Source organism: Aquiflexum balticum DSM 16537 (genome assembly GCF_900176595.1).
Taxonomy (GTDB): domain Bacteria; phylum Bacteroidota; class Bacteroidia; order Cytophagales; family Cyclobacteriaceae; genus Aquiflexum; species Aquiflexum balticum.
Map to the genome: position 1 here is coordinate 4,734,680 of NZ_LT838813.1, position 18,877 is coordinate 4,753,556.

Sequence of the window (18,877 nt, forward strand, 5' to 3'; positions counted from 1 at the left end):
ATCTATAACTTTGGAAGGTATTTTAATTAAACAGAATCCAGTTGATTTTCAGTTTTGAATCTTTTTACTTTTCTGAAAATCTGAAACAGAATTATGTACAGCAAAACTGATATAGGTAGAGCTACTAATATCCAGGCACCTACCGCCAGTGCCAATCTTCCGGAAAAAACTGAGAGAGTTTCAAACAGGCCCGAAGAAAATGAGGCTTTCAGGGTAGATAAATCCAATGCCATTGGCTGAAAACCTAAAACAAATTCTCCTATCCTTATAAAAGGAATTAACAACAAAAATTGTATTGGGGTCAGTGCATAGCTGACAGCAATCATAATAGGGAGATTGAGTTTTAATTTCAGGGCTAAAAAAGTAAGAATAACTGTTGTAGTGCCATAAATAGGGAAAATGCCTATCCAAAAAGCCAATGCAATACTCATTGCCAATTCCTTTGGATTCAGTCCCTGCAGAAACAATCGTTTTATTTTTTGTTGATAATTTCTAAACCACATCCTGTGCCTTTTCCTTATTATATTTTAACCTCCCAATAATTACTTTGTTTTTAAATTTAATATCAATGAATCATTGATAAAGAAAAATTTTGATTATATATTTTTTAAAAGAATTAATGAGTTTGATTCCTTAGGTGAGTTGTCAAAAGATGTAGAATTAAAATTAATTCAGTTGGATGAGAGAGTCATATTTTCGATAAAATCGAGCTCAATTTTTGGGTAGACCTTACAATGTACTTTCTGAAATAAGTCATCGCCCAATGGTCCAATATTTTTCAATACAAATATTTTATTTTTCTGAATTAAAGTAATTCTTTGAAAATGGCTTGGATAGCCGAAAGAAAAACCATTATGAAGATGTATGAATTCTTTACCTTCTATTTCATAGACTGAAGAGAACTCGATTCTCCCCTTTTCATCAAACCTCCTGCAATAAAAAAAAGAACCGATTGGTTTGATATCATACCAGGACCCAGCACCCTCCCCAGCCAACCATTTTGCCGAACTTGGTATAGCGGCATATCTTTGAGGTGCTTCCAACACCTGATGGAGTAAATTACATTTGGGTGGTGACTGAAAATCATCATTACCAACAGTGATGACTTTTCCGGCAGATTTCACATTTCCCAAAGGAGTAGGTGTAAAACTTTTTGGAAAATTCAATTTCAAATATATACCTATTCCAGGTTGGCCGGCTTTTACTACCTCGTTGACAAACCTGGAGCAATTACTGCCTTTTATGGCAAAAGGCCCATATGGAAGAGGTGATGATTCCTGCATTTCCAACGCCTTTTGATAAGCTTTCCTGAAATTGATCTGACAAACGGAAGCAAATAATTTACCCTGTCCATGACAGGCTTCTCTTTTGGAAAGTTCCTCCAGTATGTACTTCAAATTTGCTATTTCACCGTTTTTATCAAATTTTGCAGGTTGCCTGATTTCCAATTCCGGGTCAGTCAGTTCTCCTCTAACCCTTCCAAACTGATAAGGTGCATGGTATCTACCGAAATCAAAATATTGACATCTGCCCGTTTTTCCCTCAATCAGAACAACTGCCGCATGTCCAACCTCATAATAATGGCCCTTACTTACTCCAAAGTATGCCATCAAATTGTCATACCAACTCCCCGGTTGCTTACACCAAGTCTGTGGCCATGCCAAAACGATTGCAAAGTCTTTTGGTCTATACCTGTGCCGATCCATAATTTCATTTTTTTTATTTTTATTAATAAGAAACAGGAGTTTGAATTTTTTGGGAGTTTTTATACTTAATGGTCGCAGGGGCTACTCCGAAATCAATATCCACAAGATTTGAAAGACCCAATGCGGATAATCCTATTTTAATTAGGGCCTGATGATGGATACTATGCTCCAAATTATATGCGAGTTCACGATAAATTGATGTTTTGATTGCTATTTTTTTTTCTGAATGAGCGGAAAAAGCCCCCAACATATTTAAGTACTTATCCCCATCCAGATTAAATATCTTTTCCGATATTTCCTCGATGGTTGTCAATGCAAACTCAGGGTCAGTTTCCAATCTTAAATTCCTTTTTCTATTGTCGTAATTGACTTCGTTTTCAAAAGCGCCATCCAAAAGACACTGGTACAATTCCAGTATATGTCTAAGATGTTGGCCAATTGAAGACCCGGAAAGGATTTCAAGTTTTTTGGAGAAATCCTCTACTTTCATATTACAAATCAGCTCCTTGATCTGCAATAAATTTTGAATACAATAATTTTTCATAGCTGTGGTTTTATTATTTCTGTTTTTTCTTTTCCGATTTTAGGGCATTTTCCTTGAAGACTGACGTAGGAAATCTTGGGAAACCAAAAGGTTCCTCCGTCTATTTGTATGAAAATTTTCTCCAGATACATCTCTTCTTGAGAAGTATCAGAAAAAATTCTAAAAACACCTGAATAATCTTTCTTCAATACAAAAACCTTTTTATCATATGGGGCAAATTGGAAAACAACTTCCTCTGCATCTTTTTTTAAAAATTTTAACCCGTATGCATATTTGTTTTGTATCCAGGTCAAGGATTCTTTTTTTCCACCCTTCTCATTTTTAATCCAATAAATCTGAATGGGATTATCCTTATCCAGCTTACCTAAATCATCTTGATTGAGATCATAGTATATAACATTTGAATCTTTACTCCGCTCAATGAAAAAAAGATGTTGGTTTGCCTCTGGAATAGTATCCGGAATCTGCCAAAGAACCAAATTCAATATCAACACCAACAAACCTATAGCTTACCTGGATAAAACCATTAAAATATCATTTACAGATGCCCTGTTCCGATAGTTTGGATCAAAATGTCTCCAGACCACTTTTTTATCCTGATTGATAATGAAGGTAGCAGGTATGGGTAACCGCTGACTATCATCTGAATGGGCATCTTTAAGATCGGCCTTCAAGGCTGTATTGTAAGACGCCCTGGTTGCAAAATCAGGTAAAAAAGCAACATCGAAACTTTCTGAAATTCTATAGCCTTCATCATACAAAAGGGTAAATCCGGCATTTGTTTTTTCTATGGTTTGGCGGATGTATTCAGGTCGCTCAGGTGATATGGCAACAACCTTTGCCCCTTTCTCATAAATCGCATTCAAACTATCATTCAGGGCACTTAAATGTCTGTTACAAATGGGGCACCATTGTCCCCGGTAAAAAACAAGAACTACCGGCCCCTCTTTGAGAAGGTCATCAAGTTTTTGTGTTTTGCCGTTTTGGTCAATCGCTTCAAATGAGGGAACTGTTGCGCCAACCTCCAGTCCTTTTGCTTCTTTCACTGACTTGGTATTCTTGTCCTGAGCCCAAAGATTTCCCATTAGGAAAAAACTGAATATTGCCATGGAGATAAATTTCATGATTTTTCGCTTTTAGTTTAAGGATAACAAATTTCCACCGGATCATAAAAGGGGGAAAAGGCCAAACAAAAACCCATCAGCTTTGGCAAAGGTGAAGGGTAACACCTGAATTTGTTTTTGGACCAATTTTTTAATAGAATGTTAAATTCAACCATAATAATTGCTGTATATTTTTCACATTAAATTTTCCTTGGCACAACACAAGAGAATGATTTTCAATCATTTCACTTTATGATTTGGGCATTTTTCAAATCGGAACATTTTTTTTCCTTTTCCCAAGATTGGTTTTTCAAAATCTGTTCTTCCCATTGAACCCATGATTCATTAAAGGCCTTCAAATCCTTCTTTTTCAGTCAGCTCTTCAATGGGTTTTGACGGGTGCCAGTATGTGAGTCCAAAATACCATGTTAAAAAATCCAAAGATGTCGTCAAAATGACAAAAGTTAAAATTTGTTTAACCAAAAAGTTATCTCCGGTAAAACCTGGTTTCCATTTAAATTATTAAACTTCTTTTTTTTGAAAAGAACTTATATCCCAACTTCAATGCATTTACATTCGGGATTATGGGTCTTGGCATATGCATAACCTTCAGCCCACCACTGTTTCATTTGCTCGGGATCAAAAACAAGTGAATTATCCGTAAGTCTTTTTGGGGGTCTGTAAAAATTGATTTTCACTTGCCTTCTTATGCCTTCAAGTCGCCCAATGGTAATGTCATCATTGGAAATCTGATCCAACATAAAATCAAAAGTACGAACTGTAAGCTCCAGCGCGTTTTTGATAGGCTTTTTTGACTGAATGATTTGTTCTGTTTTGAGTATAATTACATCAATTTCTTCTGCTCCTCTATAGATGGCTTCAGACAAGGGTACCAAATCTGCAAATCCTCCGTCTGCATACTCAAAGCCATTTTTTTCCAACAAGCTCATAAAAGGAACAAAATTAGAAGAACCCCAGATCCAGTCACAAAAATCATCATAGCTGTAATCTTTTAACCTTTTGTATTCCACCATATTGGTACTGAGATTGGACAAAGTCACCAAAACATCGGCCGGATTGTTTCTCATTTTTTCAAAATCATCTGGATGTATGATTTCCTTAATGAGTTTCCGTAAACTAAGACTTTCACCAAAAGTTTTTTTCCTTTTGATAAACATTTTGATAATCCCAAAATGGTTGATCCTGGTTTTATAAATACCGTCTTTCTTCGAAATGATCAGCGGACAAGTACTGAAAATCTGATGCTGATTGACGGAGGTATAAATTCCTTTTATTTTATCTATTTCTCCAATAGAAAGCAGAGGTACCAATAAACTCCCTGTGGAAGTTCCTAAAAATAATCCATATTGATTCCCGCAGTCACGGATCAAAAACTCAGCTATCCCTCCGGCAAAGGCACCTTTGCTGCCTCCCCCCGATATGACCAATGCTTTTGTAGGAAACATATTTTTCCGGTTTTGAATATTCAGGGAGGAAGATATTTTTATCTGTGGAAAAACGGAAGAAAAACTACGTAAAGTTTCAATTTTCAATCTCGTTTATTTGATTTCTGTCGGCTGAAAGACCAATCCCCACTTTCAGAAATTTTAGTTTTGTAAAGCTGCATCAAACAAATAATTCCAATATAATTTTCCTGATGGGAAAAATTGACATATCAAAGGGTACAATTGCCATTTAGGGGCCTTCCTATTTGATCCACCTTTGTAGCATAAACAAAAACAAAAAAATTATGAATACTGAAACATTGAGTTTTAAAGTTCCTACCCTAGAGGAAGTATCAGAAAAAAACAAAGGAATATTGACAGCCATCAAAAATCAGGTTGGATTTATACCCAACATTTTTGCTACATATGCCTACTCAGAAAATGCCCTGGAAAGGTATACTACCTTTGCCAATGGTAAAACAACCTTCAACAACAAAGAAAAAGAAGTCATCAATTTGGTCGTTTCCCAAGTGAATGGCTGCGAATACTGCCAGGCCGCTCACACAGCTATAGGAAAGATGAACGGCTTTACAGATGAACAGGTCATATCGCTAAGAAAAGGAGAAGCTCCATTCAATGAGAAATTTGATGCATTGGTCAAAACTGCAAAAGCCATCACCCTAAAAAAGGGGAGAATAGAGGATGAGGTCTTGGAAATTTTCTTCGATGCCGGGTATACCAAAGAAAACCTGGTTGATCTGATTGTCGCAATTGGGGAAAAAACCACAACTAATTTGCTTCACAATGTGACAGGGATTGAAATTGACTTCCCAAGAGCTGTAGAGTTGAGTTAATAGTTTGGTTTAACTAATTTAAAAAGCCATTTCCTTTGGGAATGGCTTTTTGTAATTAAATTCCGCAATATGATTCACCAATATAAACATCCAGGTATTTCAGCAAACTTTATCCTTTCTGATGAAATGGACATGGAAGAAGCTTTCCAATATGCCAACCGCCATCTGAAATTTATCTGGAATAGGGATTCCAAGGATCTGGAAATTGAAGTTGATGGCATAAAACTCATTTTGAAGGCCAATCAGCTTCTTTGTTGCACTTACAATCAGGACATCAGCATTCCAAAGCAGAACAACAAAATTACACTCCTATTCTTCAATCGGGAGTTTTATTGCATCCACACCTATGATAGGGAAGTTTCCTGTAATGGGCTATTGTTTTTTGGGTCTGACTACACTCCAATACTCCAACTCGATGAGGAAGAGATTGAAAGTTTGGGTACTTTAATAGAAGTGTTAAGAAAGGAATTCAAAATATCCGACAACAATCAGGAAGAAATGCTGAGGATTTTATTAAAACGGTTTATTATCAGGGCTACCCGAATGGCACGGAAACAATTACTAAAAGAAAATTCCAAAACTGAAGAAGTGGATATAGTCAGGCAATTCAACAGCTTGGTAGAGGAGCATTTCAAGGGTAAGAAAACCGTAGGCGATTATGCGGAACTTATGCATAAATCACCAAAAACCATTGCAAATATCTTTACCAAAGTCAGTAAATTATCACCCCTTCAGGTAATTCATGAGAGGATTGTAGTAGAAGCCAAAAGATTACTTATCTATACTGAAAGCCCCATCAAATCCATTGGATATGAATTGGGATATGAGGACTATGCACAGTTCAGTAAATTTTTTAAGAAAATGACAGGGATGTATCCACAGGAATTTCGGGCAAAAAATCCTTCCCTTGGTCAAATGGCATAAAATCAAGAGGAGGAATTTGATTTTTGGACTGGAGGGCATTTTAAATTTTCGAGGAACCAGATTTTGGTTTTGTCCATACCGGTTAAATTTAAACTTAAATACCAGTCTATTTTTTTCTTTTCCATTAAATTAAAGGATTTGAGGTCATCCAATAAGAGAATCCCTTACTTCCAATTCAATTTTGAAAATAAAAAATAGTGATATTGTAACATTTAATTAATCATTTTATCAATAACAAAGGCAGATTTTATTTTATAAAAAAATGAACGAAATATCCAAACCTGATTACTCGCTTCTTTCTTTTTCTCGAAGAGCAAGACAAAATTCCTGGTTGCACAGGGGGACACTTGGCTTGCGGTTTCTATTATCCATGGGATTTATTCCTACTGGTTTGGTGAAGCTTTTCGGTTTGCCTTTTTCAAATCTGGGAAGTTCAAGTCCTATAGGTGTCTTTTTTGATATGCTGCTTTCTACAGGAGTTTATTGGCAGTTTCTTGGGGGAATGCAGGTTTTGGCAGGTATTCTGGTGATGTTCAACAGGACATTGGCTCTTGGCAGCATCCTTTTCACCGGGATTATGTTGAATATTCTGTTCATTACTATCGGAGTAGGGTTTGGAAATACGGCCTATTTGGCTTTCATGATGGTATTGGGCTGCCTTTGGCTTTGCTTTTGGGAATGGGGGAAATTAAGGGTGTTGTTTTTTGATCCTGTTCCGGTTCTTTATCAAAAAGAAGGTAACGGGTTAAAATCAGTAGAGTTGAGTTTTTTTGAAAAAATCGTTTACGGTATCGGATATGTCTCCGGTATGCTGTTTTTTGGCATGACAAGAGGTCTAAAATTGCCCTTGGGAACAGAAATATTTTTGGTAGGGATTGGATTGGTTTGTTTGATTGTTGCTTTCATATTGGGTTTTAAAGCCAATAAGAGGTAGGCAGAAAGCCTGCCGGAATAAAAGCAGCTTTCTACTTTATTTAATTGAAGAATGAATTTCTGCCTTATGTCACCAATCTTAGAAAAAGCCAAAAGAAGAGATGTTTCGCTACGCTCAACATGACGAACGAGTATATTCCCACATCAGACCTCCGTCATCCTTCATCGGTCATCCGTCATCGGACATCCGTCATCCATCAAAAACACATACCACCAACAAAATCAAAACCCAGCAGTATAAAAACTCCTCATCACCTCCTGCGCTTTTTTATTTTGAGGGGTAAAATCAGGATCCCTGTCTCTGGGCTGGGGGTACCATTTCCAAAAATAGGCACCTGCCAACCAATCCATTTGCCAGGCGGTTTCAAAAAAGGCCTGATAGCAGGCAGCCTGAACATCTTCTGATAAAGCTACTTCTTTGCGTTCATTGGGCCAAACCCAAGGCTCGATGGCGGCATCTTCAGTGTTGCAATATCCGATTTCGGTAAAGATGACAGGTTTGTTGAATTTCTTCTGTACTTTTTCGATTTCTTTGATTCTTCTATTCCAGCCGTTTTTCAAAGATCCTACATCAGGATTGTTTTTGTCAGCCAATGGGAAATAGGCCTGGATTCCAATATAATCCAAAGCGTCCCAAAATCTGATTTTTTCGTACTCAGTAAAATTTGCCGCATAGGTCAGCTCTCCACCAAAAACATCCCTGATTTGACCAATCAGGTCTCTCCATTCCTTTTCTTTTCCGGAAGTCAGCTCCAATTCCGTTCCGATACACAATATGGGAATCTGATGGGATTCGGCATATTGGGCATAGTAAAGGATAAATTCAGCGTACTGTCCAAACCATTCTGCCCAGTCTTTTTCCGAGCGCATTTCTATGGCACCGGGCCATTGTCCCCTTACCCAAAGATGGGGCTTAAGGATAGATTCAATTCCTTTTTCACGGGCCGATGCGGTAGTAAATTCCACCCCTGTGAGGGATTCGCCCCACCACATCCTGTCTGTGTGTTTTTCCCATTTGATCTCCGGAAGATTGGGGTCAGATTGCCATCCAAAGGGAGTCTGCGAAATATGGGATACCCCAAAGCTGCCCAGCACATCCAATTCCCAGCCTTCCAATGGCTTTGGACTTCCTACCCAGCAAACTCCTTTTTGCTTGTCCAAAATCTTAATAGCAGGACCATTCTCTGCAGCTTGGTTTTGGTAAGTCCAAATTGCAAAAACCAATAAAATCAAAAATCCCAAAAGGAAGGTTTTTTTCATTTGAATTTGGTCTCAATGATGATATCTTCATGTAAGGTCCTGTGGACAGGACATTTATTGGCAATTTCCAAAAGTTTTTCTTTCTTCTCATTATCAAGATCTCCTTTTATTTCAAGATTCCTGGTAAATCTGCTCACTTTTGAAGCTTTTTTTTCAAAATCCTCGGAATCTTCTTTGTGAACCTTATCATGATCAAGATACACTATAATTTCTTTCAGGTCCCACCCTTTCCTTTGGGTGTACATTTTCAATGTCATGACTGTACATGCGCCAAGAGAAGCCATCAAAAGATCATAAGGCGTTGGTCCAAGGTTTGCTCCGCCCACATCTTTGGGTTCATCTGCTAATAGGTGATGGTATGGGGTTTTGATCTCGGAAGTATAACTTTCACCAAAAAGTCTGACTTTTACCTGATGCCCCTTGATGTCATTTTCTTTTATTTCAATTGGCAGGTATTTTTTGGACCAAGTACTTATTAACTCACCGGCATATTTACTTTCAATTTCATCTGATAATAAATGATCGGCTCCATCCAAAGAAACGAAACTTTTGGGATGATGGGCATTTTGATAGAGTTCGGCTGCATTGGATATATCCACAATTTGATCCTGTGGGGAATGAAGAAATAAAAAGGCTTTCCTCATTTTTGAAATTAAATCAGGCAGATTTTTGCTTTCCAAATCCTCTACAAAATCATTTTTGATCCTGAAACTCCTCCCTCCGATATTTACCTTGGCAGAACCTTCTTCCTTTATGGTTGCTATATCAGATTCAAAGAGTTTTTTGACATGTTTGGGATTCGCTGGGGAACCAATAGTGACCACTGCTTCCACATAATCGAGTTCAGCTGCTGCAAATATCACAGCCGAACCGCCCAAAGAATGGCCGATAAGTAATTTTGGGGCTTCGTATTTTTTTTCTAAAAAATCAGCAGCAGCAAGCAAATCATCAACATTGGAGGAAAAACCGGTTTCTTCAAAGTCTCCTTCAGAACTGCCCAAGCCGGTAAAATCAAAACTTAGGACTGCAATTCCCAATTGGGAAAGCGTATTGCTGATATTGCTGACAGCCTTGAAATTCTTGGAACAGGTAAAGCAATGTGCAAAAATCGCATAAAACCTGGGCGGTTCATCCAAAGGAAGATAAAGCCGGGCTGACAGTTCATAGCCACCTTTATTTTTGAAATTCAATCTTTCAATTTTCATGGCTCTTTGGTTTATGGTTAATTTATTTGATCAATTCTACCTGGATATTTTCCAAAAGAATCTCAGATAGCAATTCCAATTTTCCTTCTTTATACAAATTGCCCATCTGGTCAACAGGTGTGTTTTTGTTTTCGGGCTTATAATTTTCATAATCCTTGAAAATCAAACCATTGACATTGTGTTGTCGAATGGCTTTTCTGAAACGGACACCTCCCCCATCGGTATGGTAAGAATAGGCCAAGTAATCAATTAAAAAAGTCTCTTTGTCAAACCAATACAGGAAGATATCATCAAAATCCTCCCCGCCTCCATCTTCTGAAAAAGTGACTTTCACCAAATGGAAAGTTTTCCCGTCGATTTCATCCTCTCCCAAGTATGTTTTAAATACTGCGGGATCATTGAGTCCATAAGGCAAAAAGGCGAAATAAGCAACAGAATTGACCGATCTGCTGAAGGCGCCGGTTCGTTCTTCTGTTAACTGAACTTTCTCACCGTTTATAGTTCTTTGGAAACCCTCATTGTTCAGGACATCTTTCACCATTCCTGTAGAATCAGTGAATTCCCGGATATATTCAAAGCTATTTGGAGATTTGAAAATCTGATAATTTCTGTCCCGGAAATCAAAATTGATTTTAGCCTTCTCAAATAATTTGCCTCCATGGGCGGCAATAGACTGGTCCACTATTTTCTGCGCTTCAGATTTCGTTTCGCAGGATTGGAGCATGAGTAAAAAAACGACTGCTGCATAAGGCAATAACTTCAAAATGGATAGATTTTTCATTCGATGGTTTTTGTTTACAAAATCAAAATTAATGATTTCCGCTCCATATTTACTGATCGGGGCCCAAACTTAGTGTCTTCATAATGACAGAATTAGAAATTGCCCCTCGTTCCGATAGCTATCGGAATCAGGGAACGTAGAATTTGGTTAATATAGGTGGGGTGGGAAAAGCGGCGGCGCCGCTTTTCCCACCCCACCTTCTAACAAGACGATCCCGGTGGCCGAGCTTGCCGAGGCCAAATTAAAATGACCTCAATGTCATTACCCATTCTGAACATTTTAAATAGTTTAGGGGACTCGCAATGACAAAACACCTGAATACTAAGGTTCTTTTGTTTTTTTTAATTAAATTATAAGCGCTTCATAATAGATTTTACTTATGACTACTTCATTTATACTTAATGGAAAAAAAGTTGAAGTCACCGCTGCATCAGATGCAAATCTGCTCTGGACCTTGCGGGAAAGACTTCAACTGACAGGAACCAAATATGGCTGTGGAATCTCCCAATGTGGTGCCTGCACGATTCATCTGGATGGCAATCCTGTGAAAGCCTGTGTCCTGCCTCTGTCAGCCGTAGAAGGCAAAGAGGTCACTACCATTGAAGGTCTTTCTGATGATAATTCCCATCCTTTACAGCAATCATGGATTTCTGAACAAGTGCCTCAATGTGGTTATTGTCATTCCGGTCAGATTATGCAGGCGGCTGCCTTGTTAAAGAAAACCCCGAAACCCAACCGGGAAGAAATCATCAAGCACATGAATCCCATTTTGTGCAGGTGCGGGACCTACACCAGAATAATGAAAGCCATAGAAAAAACAATCCAAAATAGCTGATTATGGAAAATGAATTGAAAGAAAATGTGATTTCAAGGAGGAAATTCCTGAAAAGAAGTGGTGGATTGACTTTTTTGGTTGCTGGAATAGGGATCCCCTCTTTTGTATGGAAAAAGGAAGAATCCGCGGCGAATAATTTTCAAATCTCAGCTTGGGTGCATTTAAGCACCGACGGGACAGTCACCATTTATAACCCAGCTGCAGAAATGGGACAAGGAACGATGACTGCATTGCCGGCCATTATCGCTGAAGAAATGGATGCGGATTGGTCAAAAGTGAAAATCGAGCATTCGCCTGTTGAACCTAAAATCTACGGCATCCCTTGGGGAGGCGGTGGAAGAGGCGGAAGCATGTTGACTGTAGGCAGTAGGTCTGTGAGTGGTCATTTTGAAAACCTCAGACAATCAGGGGCACAGGTCAGATTTGTACTGATGAGCAATGTCGCAGAAAAGTGGGGAGTAAATATTGACGAATTGGAAACTCAACCGGGTATGGTCATTCATCCCAAAACAGGCAAAAAAATAGCCTACGGAGAGATTGCTTCCTTTGCGAAATTTCCAGAGGAAATTCCTGAAATACCTACTAATAAATTGAAGAAAGTATCTGAGTTCAGGTTGATCGGCAAAGATTTCCAAAGGTATGATATCCCTGAAAAGGTCAATGGATCAGCTATCTATTCCATAGATATCCAAGTCCCCAACATGGTCTATGGCATGATCAACAGGTCACCTGTAAACGGTACCAAACCTGAACTGAATAATGAATCTGAATTACGAAAAATACCTGGAGTCATTGAAATAGTCAAATTGGATTACGGAATAGGCTTCATCGCAAATAGCATAGAAGCTGCCCAACTGGCAAAATATACTGCAGACATCAATTGGAAGGGTCAAACCAAAGCAGATAACCATAACAGCCAATCTGCCTACAAAGAATATGAAATATTGGCTGAATCAGGAAATTCAGGCAATATGATTGCCAGTTCAGGTGACTTCTCCCGGGAAATTCCAAATACCAGAAAGGTGAAAAGGGCAGATTATAAAAATGATTATGTCTACCATGCCCAGATGGAACCTCTCAATGCCGTGGCTTGGGTCAAAGATGGCCAAGCGGAGGTTTGGGTAGGAACCCAGGGCACAGATGGGGCAAGGTCAGCTATCGCCAATCACCTTGGCATTGATTTCAATGCTGTAAATCTTCATCCCTGTTATTTGGGAGGTGGTTTTGGAAGGAGGTCAATGAATGATTTTGTATTGGAAGCAGTAGACCTTTCCAAAGCAGTTAACCTGCCCGTGAAATTGATCTGGACAAGAACTGATGATATTCAGTTTGGTGCCTTCAGACCGATTTCTCTTCAAAGGTTGGAGGCCGGAATAGATGCTTCCGGTCAGATCAAAGCATGGAAACATGTGGTTGTCGGTACAGGGGGCGGACTGCTGGGTTCAGGCGCAGACATTCCTTTTTATGACATTCCCAACAAGCACATTGAGGTTAGAAATATTGACCATGGTGTCCGGACCAAACATTGGAGGGCTGTGGGCCACGGACCCAACAAATTTGCCATCGAAACCTTTGTGGATGAAATCGCTATTGATCAGAAAACAGATCCTCTGGAATTAAGGGGTCAATTGATGAAAAATCATCCAAGGGAACTTAAGGTTTTAGAAACAGTGGCCAAAATGTCCGATTGGGGAGGAAAAATCCCAGAGGGAAGAGCAAGGGGAATTGGTTTTGCAGAGCGTAGCGATTCATTGGCAGCGGGAGTTTGTGAGATTTCCCTGGACCGAAAAAGCGGAAAAATCAAAGTCCATAAAATCTGGTGTGCATTGGATGCCGGTATCGTAGTCCATCCCGACAATGCCAAAGCCCAAGTGGAAGGTTCTTTGGTTATGGGTATGAGCAGTGTGATGATGGAAAGCATCACTTTTGAAAATGGTGAAGTCCAGCAAAGTAATTTTCATGATTATCCCATTTTACGGATGGAAGATGCTCCAGAGCTTATAGAAATTGAGATCATTCCTTCTACCGAAAGACCAACAGGTATTGGAGAGGCTGGTTTACCCTTCATGGGAGCGATTGTATCCAATGCTTTTGCATCGCTGACAGGTAAACGCTTAAGGCATATGCCATTTACACCTGAGAAGGTGTTGGAATTGTTGGGATAGTCCCATGATTTAGATATCACGCCCTTTCAGGGCTTTTGCAAAAAACCTGTCAGATTTAATCTTTTCAACCTTTAACTTGACAAAGCAGGGTTAACCTGCTATTTGTAATTCCTGTAAACATATTCAGCATGCAAATACAGATGATTTCCCAAGGAATCCACCCTGTAACTTTCCCTTTTCGCCGGAAATAATATTCCTGTAGAATTATCCCATTCCAAATTATAAACCAAACTAAAATGATCTGAAGTTTTAACTTTGTAGGCTACAATCAGGAAAGTTTCCGGATCAAAATAATACCACCAAACATCTGTTTGGGAATCATTGGGATCTCCATCAATCACTTGTACCGTCTCCACATCCCTTCCATTAGGAAGTTTGGTTAATCCTAAATAACTGAGGTTTTTGCCAAGATCCAAAAGATCAAAAGGCTTTGCCATAACATAATAAGCCGCATCAATCTCCCTTTTTTTGTTGTTAAGAAATCCCTCATTCTGTATTTCATTTTCTCCCATCCAATACCTTGTTTTGATTCCATCAAAAATCAATCGGTGAAGGATACTGTCTTTTTCCCAGGTCATTTTAGCTTCAAAAAATGGTCTGAGCCTCAATTCGATTTCTTGCAAGGAAAAAGATTCGGTTTCCCCATTTTCCATCAATAATCTTATTTCTTTTTGCATGGAAAAAGATTTCAATGATTGCCACGAATATTGGCCACCATGTGCTTCAATTGATTTTTTGATGATGCTTACGGCCTTTTTATCCCCCGAATCAGAGCAACTGAAATGACTGAATACCAGAAAAAACATGGAAAGTTTGAATATGATTTTCATAGAGATGTTAACATTTTAATTCAAAGTTATGAAAACCAAACTTAAAGATTCTGTCCATCAAAAATCAATGTTTTCTGACCAACCATACTTCGGAAATTTTCAAAAGGATTTTAAGACTAAACTTATGAACGAATCAATAAAAGCAGGGGTTAACCTTTAAAATCACCAAAGAGTAAAGGGAAAAGAATGGAAATAGGTATAGATAGTTTTGCAGCAGCTTCCATAGGAGATGGGGCGGACAAAAACACAAACAGTGCCATTGCACTTTCAGAGCTTTTGGAAAGAATTGAGCGTGCAGATCAGGTCGGCCTGAATGTTTTCGGTATCGGCGAACACCACAGAAAAGAGTTTTTGGACTCTGCCCCTGCTATGATTCTTGCTGCCGCTGCCGCCAAAACCAACAACATCATCCTTACGAGTGCAGTGACTGTTTTAAGTGCCGCTGATCCTGTTAGGGTTTTTCAAAACTATGCCACCTTGGATTTGATTTCAAATGGCCGGGCAGAAATGGTAGTTGGCAGAGGTTCTTTTACAGAGGCTTTTCCACTTTTCGGATTGAACCTTAGGGATTACGATGACTTGTTTTCCGAAAAACTGGAATTGTTGCTCCAAATCAGAGACAATGAAATTGTTAATTGGTCTGGAAAATTCCGACCAGCCTTACACCATCAAGCGATTTATCCAAGACCATTGCAAGACAAGCTTCCTGTATGGCTTGGCGTCGGCGGCACCCCGGCATCTTTTGTGCGGGCGGGGACATTGGGTTTACCTTTGATGGTAGCAGTTATTGGTGGGGAGACCCACAGGTTTCGTCCATTGATTGATTTGTACAGGGAAGCAGGCCGAAGGGCCGGTCATGCACCTGAAAAACTTAAAGTAGGCCTTCATTCCTTGGGTTATGTTGCAAAAGCAACTGAGAAAGCAGTAGAAGATTATTATCCCGGATATGCCGAAACATTCACCAGAATAAGCAAAGAAAGAGGATGGCCTCCAGTGACCAGGGGCAGATTTGAGGCCCAAAGAAGCCCAAATGGCGCTTATGTAATCGGAAATCCTGAAGAAGTGGCTGCCAAAATCATCAGACATAGCGAATCGCTTGGTGGGATCTCAAGGTTTACCTTTCAGATGGACAATGCGGGTTTGTCCCATTCTCAATTACTTGAGGCTATTGAATTGATTGGTACTGAAGTAGCACCATTGGTCAACGGATAACGATATTCGATGGATATTTATAAAAGCAATCATATCTTTGATCAATTATCGATAAAAAAAGAAAATGGTAGATATAACCCACAAATCGCCCACACTGAGAAAAGCAGTAGCACAAGCGATAGTAAGCGTCAGTTCTTCTGAGACAATCAAAGCTTTGGTGGAAAAAAAAGTGCCAAAAGGAGATGTTTTTGAAATGGCAAAAACAGCAGGACTGTTTGCAGCCAAAAGAACTGCCGACATGATTCCTGATTGCCATCCTCTCCCGATTGAATTTACTTCCATACAATACAAAATCGAAGGACTTGACATTCATGTCCATGCAGAAATCCATACCATTTACAAAACAGGAGTCGAGGTTGAGGCCATGCACGCTGCCTCTGTGGTAGCTTTAACGATGTATGACATGCTCAAACCAATCGATAAAGGTATCAGCATCAATCAAATCAAGCTTATAGAAAAAAAGGGGGGTAAAACCGATTACCATAAAAAGGATCAAATAGCTTATAAAGCTGCTGTAATAGTTTGTTCAGATTCCATTTCTGCAGGTCAGAAAGAAGATAGGGCCGGAAAGGCAATTATAGAAAGATTGGAAAAACATGGAGTGGAAGTAGCGGACTATACAATTATTCCTGATGAAAAAACCATCATTCAAGAAACGGTCAATAAATACACCGCAGGAAAAGTGGAATTACTGATTTTTACTGGTGGTACAGGTTTATCTCCCAGAGATGTGACCCCGGAAGCCATCAAGCCTATGTTGGAAAAAGAAATACCCGGGATTGAGGAAGCTATCCGTTCCTACGGACAGAACAGAACTCCTTATTCCATGCTTTCAAGAAGTGTAGCAGGTTTGATAGGAGACAGTTTGGTATTGGCCTTACCCGGTTCCACCAAAGGTGCTGCTGAATCCATGGATGCTATTTTCCCCGCTGTCTTACATATTTTTAGGGTAATGGAGGGGGCAAGGCATGATTGAATGAAATCGTGAATATTGTCCGGTGACGGATGACCGATGACCCCGTGTACATCACAAAGATTCCTTTTATGCCCGACCCAACCGAAATTTATCAAACCCGAAACCCATTAATCAGTTCATCAAGCGCCTGCATTGGCATTTAGAAAAATGTATTAAAAAAACTAAGGGAAAGACACCATAAAAAAGAAGGCAAGATTTTATTCCTGAAAAAAGTCATGCGCATAATCTATTTTTATACTTATATTTTATCACTATGAAAAAACGCCTCAATATCACCATAGAAGAAAAGCTCTTAAATAAAATTAAAAAATATGCTATAGAGCAAGAAACAAGCCTTTCCAACTTGGTTGAGGAACATTTTGAAGAAATGCTAAAGCCAAAAAGAAAATTGACAAAGAAAATTGGATTAGTTGAATTTAAGGAATCATTGCCTCCTTCCAAAAAAGAATTTCCTCAGGATTGGGATTGGAAAAAAGAATATCGTATGTGATTTGATTGAGGTCACACTTGACTCCGATAGTGAATTACCTATTTCTTCAAATGTAAAATCTGTCAATTTTATCCAGGTATCTCTTGTCTGACATTTCTGTTCGATTTAATTCCATCTATTGGATTTACCTTAGGCTATAAGGTTATATGCATATTTTTTCAAACAAATTCGAAAAACGAGCATATAAGGAAAAATCACCGTAAGCTATGGTATCCAATTCTTCCATCACCAAATCCATTCCTCCACTGGTCTGTAAGAATTGATAGGGTATTGAATTTTTTAAACCTCCACCTCCAAAACCCCCAAAGCATATCTCAGGATAATTTCCTGAAAAAATAAAGTGTAAAGTGCCTGGGCATAGTCAGACTGCGCAGTCACTAATTGTTGATTGGCAGTGGCAAGATCCACAAAATTGCTCACTCCCAATCTGAATCTTTCGGAAATTGCCGATTGGGCCTCGACAGCTGCTTTCAACTGAACTTTGGTTGCTTCTTCTCTTTTAATGGCAGCTTTGTAATTTTCATAGGAAAGTTTGATGTCCTGACTGATTCTCCTTTCCAAAGCCATTTTTTCCAACTGCTGATTTTGAAATTGGACCTTACTCCGCACCACATCTGCTTTGTTATTGAAATTATTGAAAATCGGGATATTCAAAGAGAAACCCAAAATCTGTTGGGGAAATATCTGCCACAATTGTGAATTGACACTCCTTTCATCAAATGAAGTATAAAAGGTATTGTAAGAGAAAAAGGCATTGATCTGAGGGTACAATACTGCCCTACTGGCCGCGATCATTTTCTTGTTACCTTGTTCGAGCAATTCCTGTTGCTTGTAGTCCTTCCTTTGTTGAATTGCCAAATCATACAATTCTTCCAAAGGCAAAGTGAGAAATTCACTTTTCATGGGTTCTATGCTTACGGGTTCTACAAAAGGTATAAGGTTGGGTTCCAACTGCAGGGTTTCCGCCAACGTCCAAGCATCCGTCTCCAATTGGATTTTAGCATTTAAGGCCACAGTTTCTAGTCGCGCAACCTCGGATTGTTGGTTATACTGGTCAGAAAGTGTTCTCAAACCAGCTTCCACAAAACCCTCAATCTGTTCCAATTGCTTTTTTTGGTTTTCAAGATTCTCCATTGCAATTAAGTACAGTTCCTGATCCAACAATAATTGCAGGTATTGCTGGGCAACATTGAACATCACGTCCTGTGCTGCCCTGTCCAAACCATTCTTCCCTGCCTCCTCAAAATACTTAGTGGCTTTTGTTGTATTTATTCTTCTGGCACCATTAAAAATAGGCATGTTGGTATTTAAATTGGCCGTAATGATGTTGTTGGCTTCAGTGGTCACGATTAATTCCCCTTCCACCTGCTGAAACTGCTGACCAATTTGCCTGAAGGTATTGTTGCTTAAATTCAAACTGGGAAGATGGCCCATCTGCGCCGCTTTCTTCTCAATCTTCAATACTTCCTGCTGATTATTCAATGTCTGCAAGGTCAGGTTATGCTGCAGACCAATCTGAACTGCTTCCTGAAAATTTAATCTTAGGGTATCCTGTGCCTGCAGATCCAATACAAAACCAGCAAATATCAAACAGGTTATCAGTAACTTTTTCAT

At 39.1% G+C, this 18,877-nt stretch carries 19 protein-coding genes; 8 read left to right on the forward strand and 11 right to left on the reverse strand.

Going from position 1 to position 18,877, the window contains the following annotated elements:
* Positions 1 to 26: 26 nt before the first annotated feature.
* From B9A52_RS19930 to B9A52_RS19955, 6 genes are all read right to left on the reverse strand, one after another.
* On the reverse strand, positions 27 to 503 hold the full coding sequence (locus tag B9A52_RS19930) for a DUF2062 domain-containing protein (protein WP_084122194.1): 477 nt from the start codon (positions 501 to 503) through the stop codon (positions 27 to 29).
* 168 nt (positions 504 to 671) lie between these two features.
* Positions 672 to 1,706, reverse strand: coding sequence for a DUF6695 family protein (locus B9A52_RS19935; RefSeq protein ID WP_084122196.1), 1,035 nt, complete (start codon positions 1,704 to 1,706; stop codon positions 672 to 674).
* A 22-nt stretch (positions 1,707 to 1,728) separates the two neighbouring features.
* Positions 1,729 to 2,250: a DinB family protein gene (locus B9A52_RS19940; protein ID WP_157370232.1), complete on the reverse strand. Its 522-nt coding sequence runs from the start codon at positions 2,248 to 2,250 to the stop codon at positions 1,729 to 1,731.
* Positions 2,247 to 2,744: a DUF4833 domain-containing protein gene (locus tag B9A52_RS19945; protein ID WP_172805250.1), complete on the reverse strand. Its 498-nt coding sequence runs from the start codon at positions 2,742 to 2,744 to the stop codon at positions 2,247 to 2,249. The genes B9A52_RS19940 and B9A52_RS19945 overlap by 4 nt, the downstream gene beginning before the upstream one ends.
* A 15-nt stretch (positions 2,745 to 2,759) precedes the next feature.
* Positions 2,760 to 3,374, reverse strand: coding sequence for a peroxiredoxin-like family protein (locus B9A52_RS19950; RefSeq protein ID WP_157370233.1), 615 nt, complete (start codon positions 3,372 to 3,374; stop codon positions 2,760 to 2,762).
* 527 nt (positions 3,375 to 3,901) lie between these two features.
* On the reverse strand, positions 3,902 to 4,819 hold the full coding sequence (locus B9A52_RS19955; protein ID WP_084123612.1) for a patatin-like phospholipase family protein: 918 nt from the start codon (positions 4,817 to 4,819) through the stop codon (positions 3,902 to 3,904).
* A gap of 284 nt (positions 4,820 to 5,103) precedes the next feature.
* Between B9A52_RS19955 and B9A52_RS19960 the strand changes: the two genes are divergently transcribed.
* The 3 genes from B9A52_RS19960 (at position 5,104) to B9A52_RS19970 (ending at position 7,510) form a co-directional block, all read left to right on the forward strand.
* Positions 5,104 to 5,652 (forward strand): carboxymuconolactone decarboxylase family protein, encoded by a 549-nt coding sequence (locus B9A52_RS19960; RefSeq protein ID WP_084122200.1) that lies wholly within the window; start codon positions 5,104 to 5,106, stop codon positions 5,650 to 5,652.
* Positions 5,653 to 5,721: 69 nt separating this feature from the next.
* Complete coding sequence (locus B9A52_RS19965) at positions 5,722 to 6,576, forward strand: helix-turn-helix domain-containing protein (protein ID WP_084122202.1); 855 nt, start codon at positions 5,722 to 5,724, stop codon at positions 6,574 to 6,576.
* A gap of 262 nt (positions 6,577 to 6,838) precedes the next feature.
* A complete protein-coding gene (locus tag B9A52_RS19970) occupies positions 6,839 to 7,510 on the forward strand; it encodes a DoxX family membrane protein (RefSeq protein WP_084122204.1) in 672 nt (223 codons plus the stop codon).
* Positions 7,511 to 7,731: 221 nt separating this feature from the next.
* Here the strand turns inward: B9A52_RS19970 and B9A52_RS19975 are convergent, their stop codons facing one another.
* Genes B9A52_RS19975 through B9A52_RS19985 form a run of 3 tightly spaced genes read right to left on the reverse strand, consistent with a single transcriptional unit; the run spans position 7,732 to position 10,698 of the window.
* Positions 7,732 to 8,769: a glycoside hydrolase family 113 gene (locus B9A52_RS19975; RefSeq protein WP_084122206.1), complete on the reverse strand. Its 1,038-nt coding sequence runs from the start codon at positions 8,767 to 8,769 to the stop codon at positions 7,732 to 7,734.
* Positions 8,766 to 9,974, reverse strand: coding sequence for a bifunctional alpha/beta hydrolase/OsmC family protein (locus tag B9A52_RS19980; protein WP_084122208.1), 1,209 nt, complete (start codon positions 9,972 to 9,974; stop codon positions 8,766 to 8,768). Before B9A52_RS19980 ends, B9A52_RS19975 begins: the two co-directional genes overlap by 4 nt.
* Positions 9,975 to 9,996: 22 nt before the next feature.
* Complete coding sequence (locus tag B9A52_RS19985) at positions 9,997 to 10,698, reverse strand: DUF6503 family protein (protein WP_084123613.1); 702 nt, start codon at positions 10,696 to 10,698, stop codon at positions 9,997 to 9,999.
* A 436-nt stretch (positions 10,699 to 11,134) separates the two neighbouring features.
* Between B9A52_RS19985 and B9A52_RS19990 the strand changes: the two genes are divergently transcribed.
* Positions 11,135 to 11,590, forward strand: a complete 456-nt coding sequence (locus B9A52_RS19990; protein WP_084122210.1) for a (2Fe-2S)-binding protein — start codon at positions 11,135 to 11,137, stop codon at positions 11,588 to 11,590.
* A gap of 2 nt (positions 11,591 to 11,592) precedes the next feature.
* The gene (locus B9A52_RS19995; protein ID WP_084122211.1) at positions 11,593 to 13,755 is read left to right on the forward strand and encodes a xanthine dehydrogenase family protein molybdopterin-binding subunit; all 2,163 of its coding nucleotides are present in this window, start codon (positions 11,593 to 11,595) and stop codon (positions 13,753 to 13,755) included.
* 98 nt (positions 13,756 to 13,853) lie between these two features.
* Here B9A52_RS19995 and B9A52_RS20000 read toward each other — a convergent pair whose 3' ends face one another.
* On the reverse strand, positions 13,854 to 14,585 hold the full coding sequence (locus B9A52_RS20000; protein WP_084122213.1) for a hypothetical protein: 732 nt from the start codon (positions 14,583 to 14,585) through the stop codon (positions 13,854 to 13,856).
* A gap of 186 nt (positions 14,586 to 14,771) precedes the next feature.
* Here B9A52_RS20000 and B9A52_RS20005 point away from each other — a divergent pair, with 186 nt between their 5' ends.
* The 3 genes from B9A52_RS20005 (at position 14,772) to B9A52_RS20015 (ending at position 17,263) form a co-directional block, all read left to right on the forward strand.
* A complete protein-coding gene (locus tag B9A52_RS20005) occupies positions 14,772 to 15,797 on the forward strand; it encodes an LLM class flavin-dependent oxidoreductase (RefSeq protein ID WP_084122214.1) in 1,026 nt (341 codons plus the stop codon).
* A 64-nt stretch (positions 15,798 to 15,861) separates the two neighbouring features.
* Positions 15,862 to 16,773 carry a bifunctional molybdenum cofactor biosynthesis protein MoaC/MoaB gene (moaCB, locus tag B9A52_RS20010; RefSeq protein WP_084122216.1) on the forward strand — a complete coding sequence of 304 codons (912 nt, stop codon included), beginning with the start codon at positions 15,862 to 15,864 and terminating at the stop codon, positions 16,771 to 16,773.
* A 253-nt stretch (positions 16,774 to 17,026) separates the two neighbouring features.
* Positions 17,027 to 17,263 carry a DUF6364 family protein gene (locus B9A52_RS20015; protein WP_084122217.1) on the forward strand — a complete coding sequence of 79 codons (237 nt, stop codon included), beginning with the start codon at positions 17,027 to 17,029 and terminating at the stop codon, positions 17,261 to 17,263.
* A gap of 279 nt (positions 17,264 to 17,542) precedes the next feature.
* On the opposite strand, the gene B9A52_RS20020 is transcribed toward B9A52_RS20015, so the two are convergent.
* Positions 17,543 to 18,877 (reverse strand): TolC family protein, encoded by a 1,335-nt coding sequence (locus B9A52_RS20020; RefSeq protein WP_231955326.1) that lies wholly within the window; start codon positions 18,875 to 18,877, stop codon positions 17,543 to 17,545.

Bases quoted from the DNA above. Each gene is read 5' to 3' on its own strand.
- B9A52_RS19930 (WP_084122194.1), bottom strand. From the start codon at position 503: ATGTGGTTTAGAAATTATCAACAAAAAATAAAACGATTGTTTCTGCAG.
- B9A52_RS19935 (WP_084122196.1), bottom strand. From the start codon at position 1,706: ATGGATCGGCACAGGTATAGACCAAAAGACTTTGCAATCGTTTTGGCA.
- B9A52_RS19940 (WP_157370232.1), bottom strand. From the start codon at position 2,250: ATGAAAAATTATTGTATTCAAAATTTATTGCAGATCAAGGAGCTGATT.
- B9A52_RS19950 (WP_157370233.1), bottom strand. From the start codon at position 3,374: ATGAAATTTATCTCCATGGCAATATTCAGTTTTTTCCTAATGGGAAAT.
- B9A52_RS19955 (WP_084123612.1), bottom strand. From the start codon at position 4,819: ATGTTTCCTACAAAAGCATTGGTCATATCGGGGGGAGGCAGCAAAGGT.
- B9A52_RS19960 (WP_084122200.1), top strand. From the start codon at position 5,104: ATGAATACTGAAACATTGAGTTTTAAAGTTCCTACCCTAGAGGAAGTA.
- B9A52_RS19965 (WP_084122202.1), top strand. From the start codon at position 5,722: ATGATTCACCAATATAAACATCCAGGTATTTCAGCAAACTTTATCCTT.
- B9A52_RS19970 (WP_084122204.1), top strand. From the start codon at position 6,839: ATGAACGAAATATCCAAACCTGATTACTCGCTTCTTTCTTTTTCTCGA.
- B9A52_RS19975 (WP_084122206.1), bottom strand. From the start codon at position 8,769: ATGAAAAAAACCTTCCTTTTGGGATTTTTGATTTTATTGGTTTTTGCA.
- B9A52_RS19980 (WP_084122208.1), bottom strand. From the start codon at position 9,974: ATGAAAATTGAAAGATTGAATTTCAAAAATAAAGGTGGCTATGAACTG.
- B9A52_RS19985 (WP_084123613.1), bottom strand. From the start codon at position 10,698: ATGCTCCAATCCTGCGAAACGAAATCTGAAGCGCAGAAAATAGTGGAC.
- B9A52_RS19990 (WP_084122210.1), top strand. From the start codon at position 11,135: ATGACTACTTCATTTATACTTAATGGAAAAAAAGTTGAAGTCACCGCT.
- B9A52_RS19995 (WP_084122211.1), top strand. From the start codon at position 11,593: ATGGAAAATGAATTGAAAGAAAATGTGATTTCAAGGAGGAAATTCCTG.
- B9A52_RS20000 (WP_084122213.1), bottom strand. From the start codon at position 14,585: ATGAAAATCATATTCAAACTTTCCATGTTTTTTCTGGTATTCAGTCAT.
- B9A52_RS20005 (WP_084122214.1), top strand. From the start codon at position 14,772: ATGGAAATAGGTATAGATAGTTTTGCAGCAGCTTCCATAGGAGATGGG.
- moaCB (WP_084122216.1), top strand. From the start codon at position 15,862: ATGGTAGATATAACCCACAAATCGCCCACACTGAGAAAAGCAGTAGCA.
- B9A52_RS20015 (WP_084122217.1), top strand. From the start codon at position 17,027: ATGAAAAAACGCCTCAATATCACCATAGAAGAAAAGCTCTTAAATAAA.
- B9A52_RS20020 (WP_231955326.1), bottom strand. From the start codon at position 18,877: ATGAAAAAGTTACTGATAACCTGTTTGATATTTGCTGGTTTTGTATTG.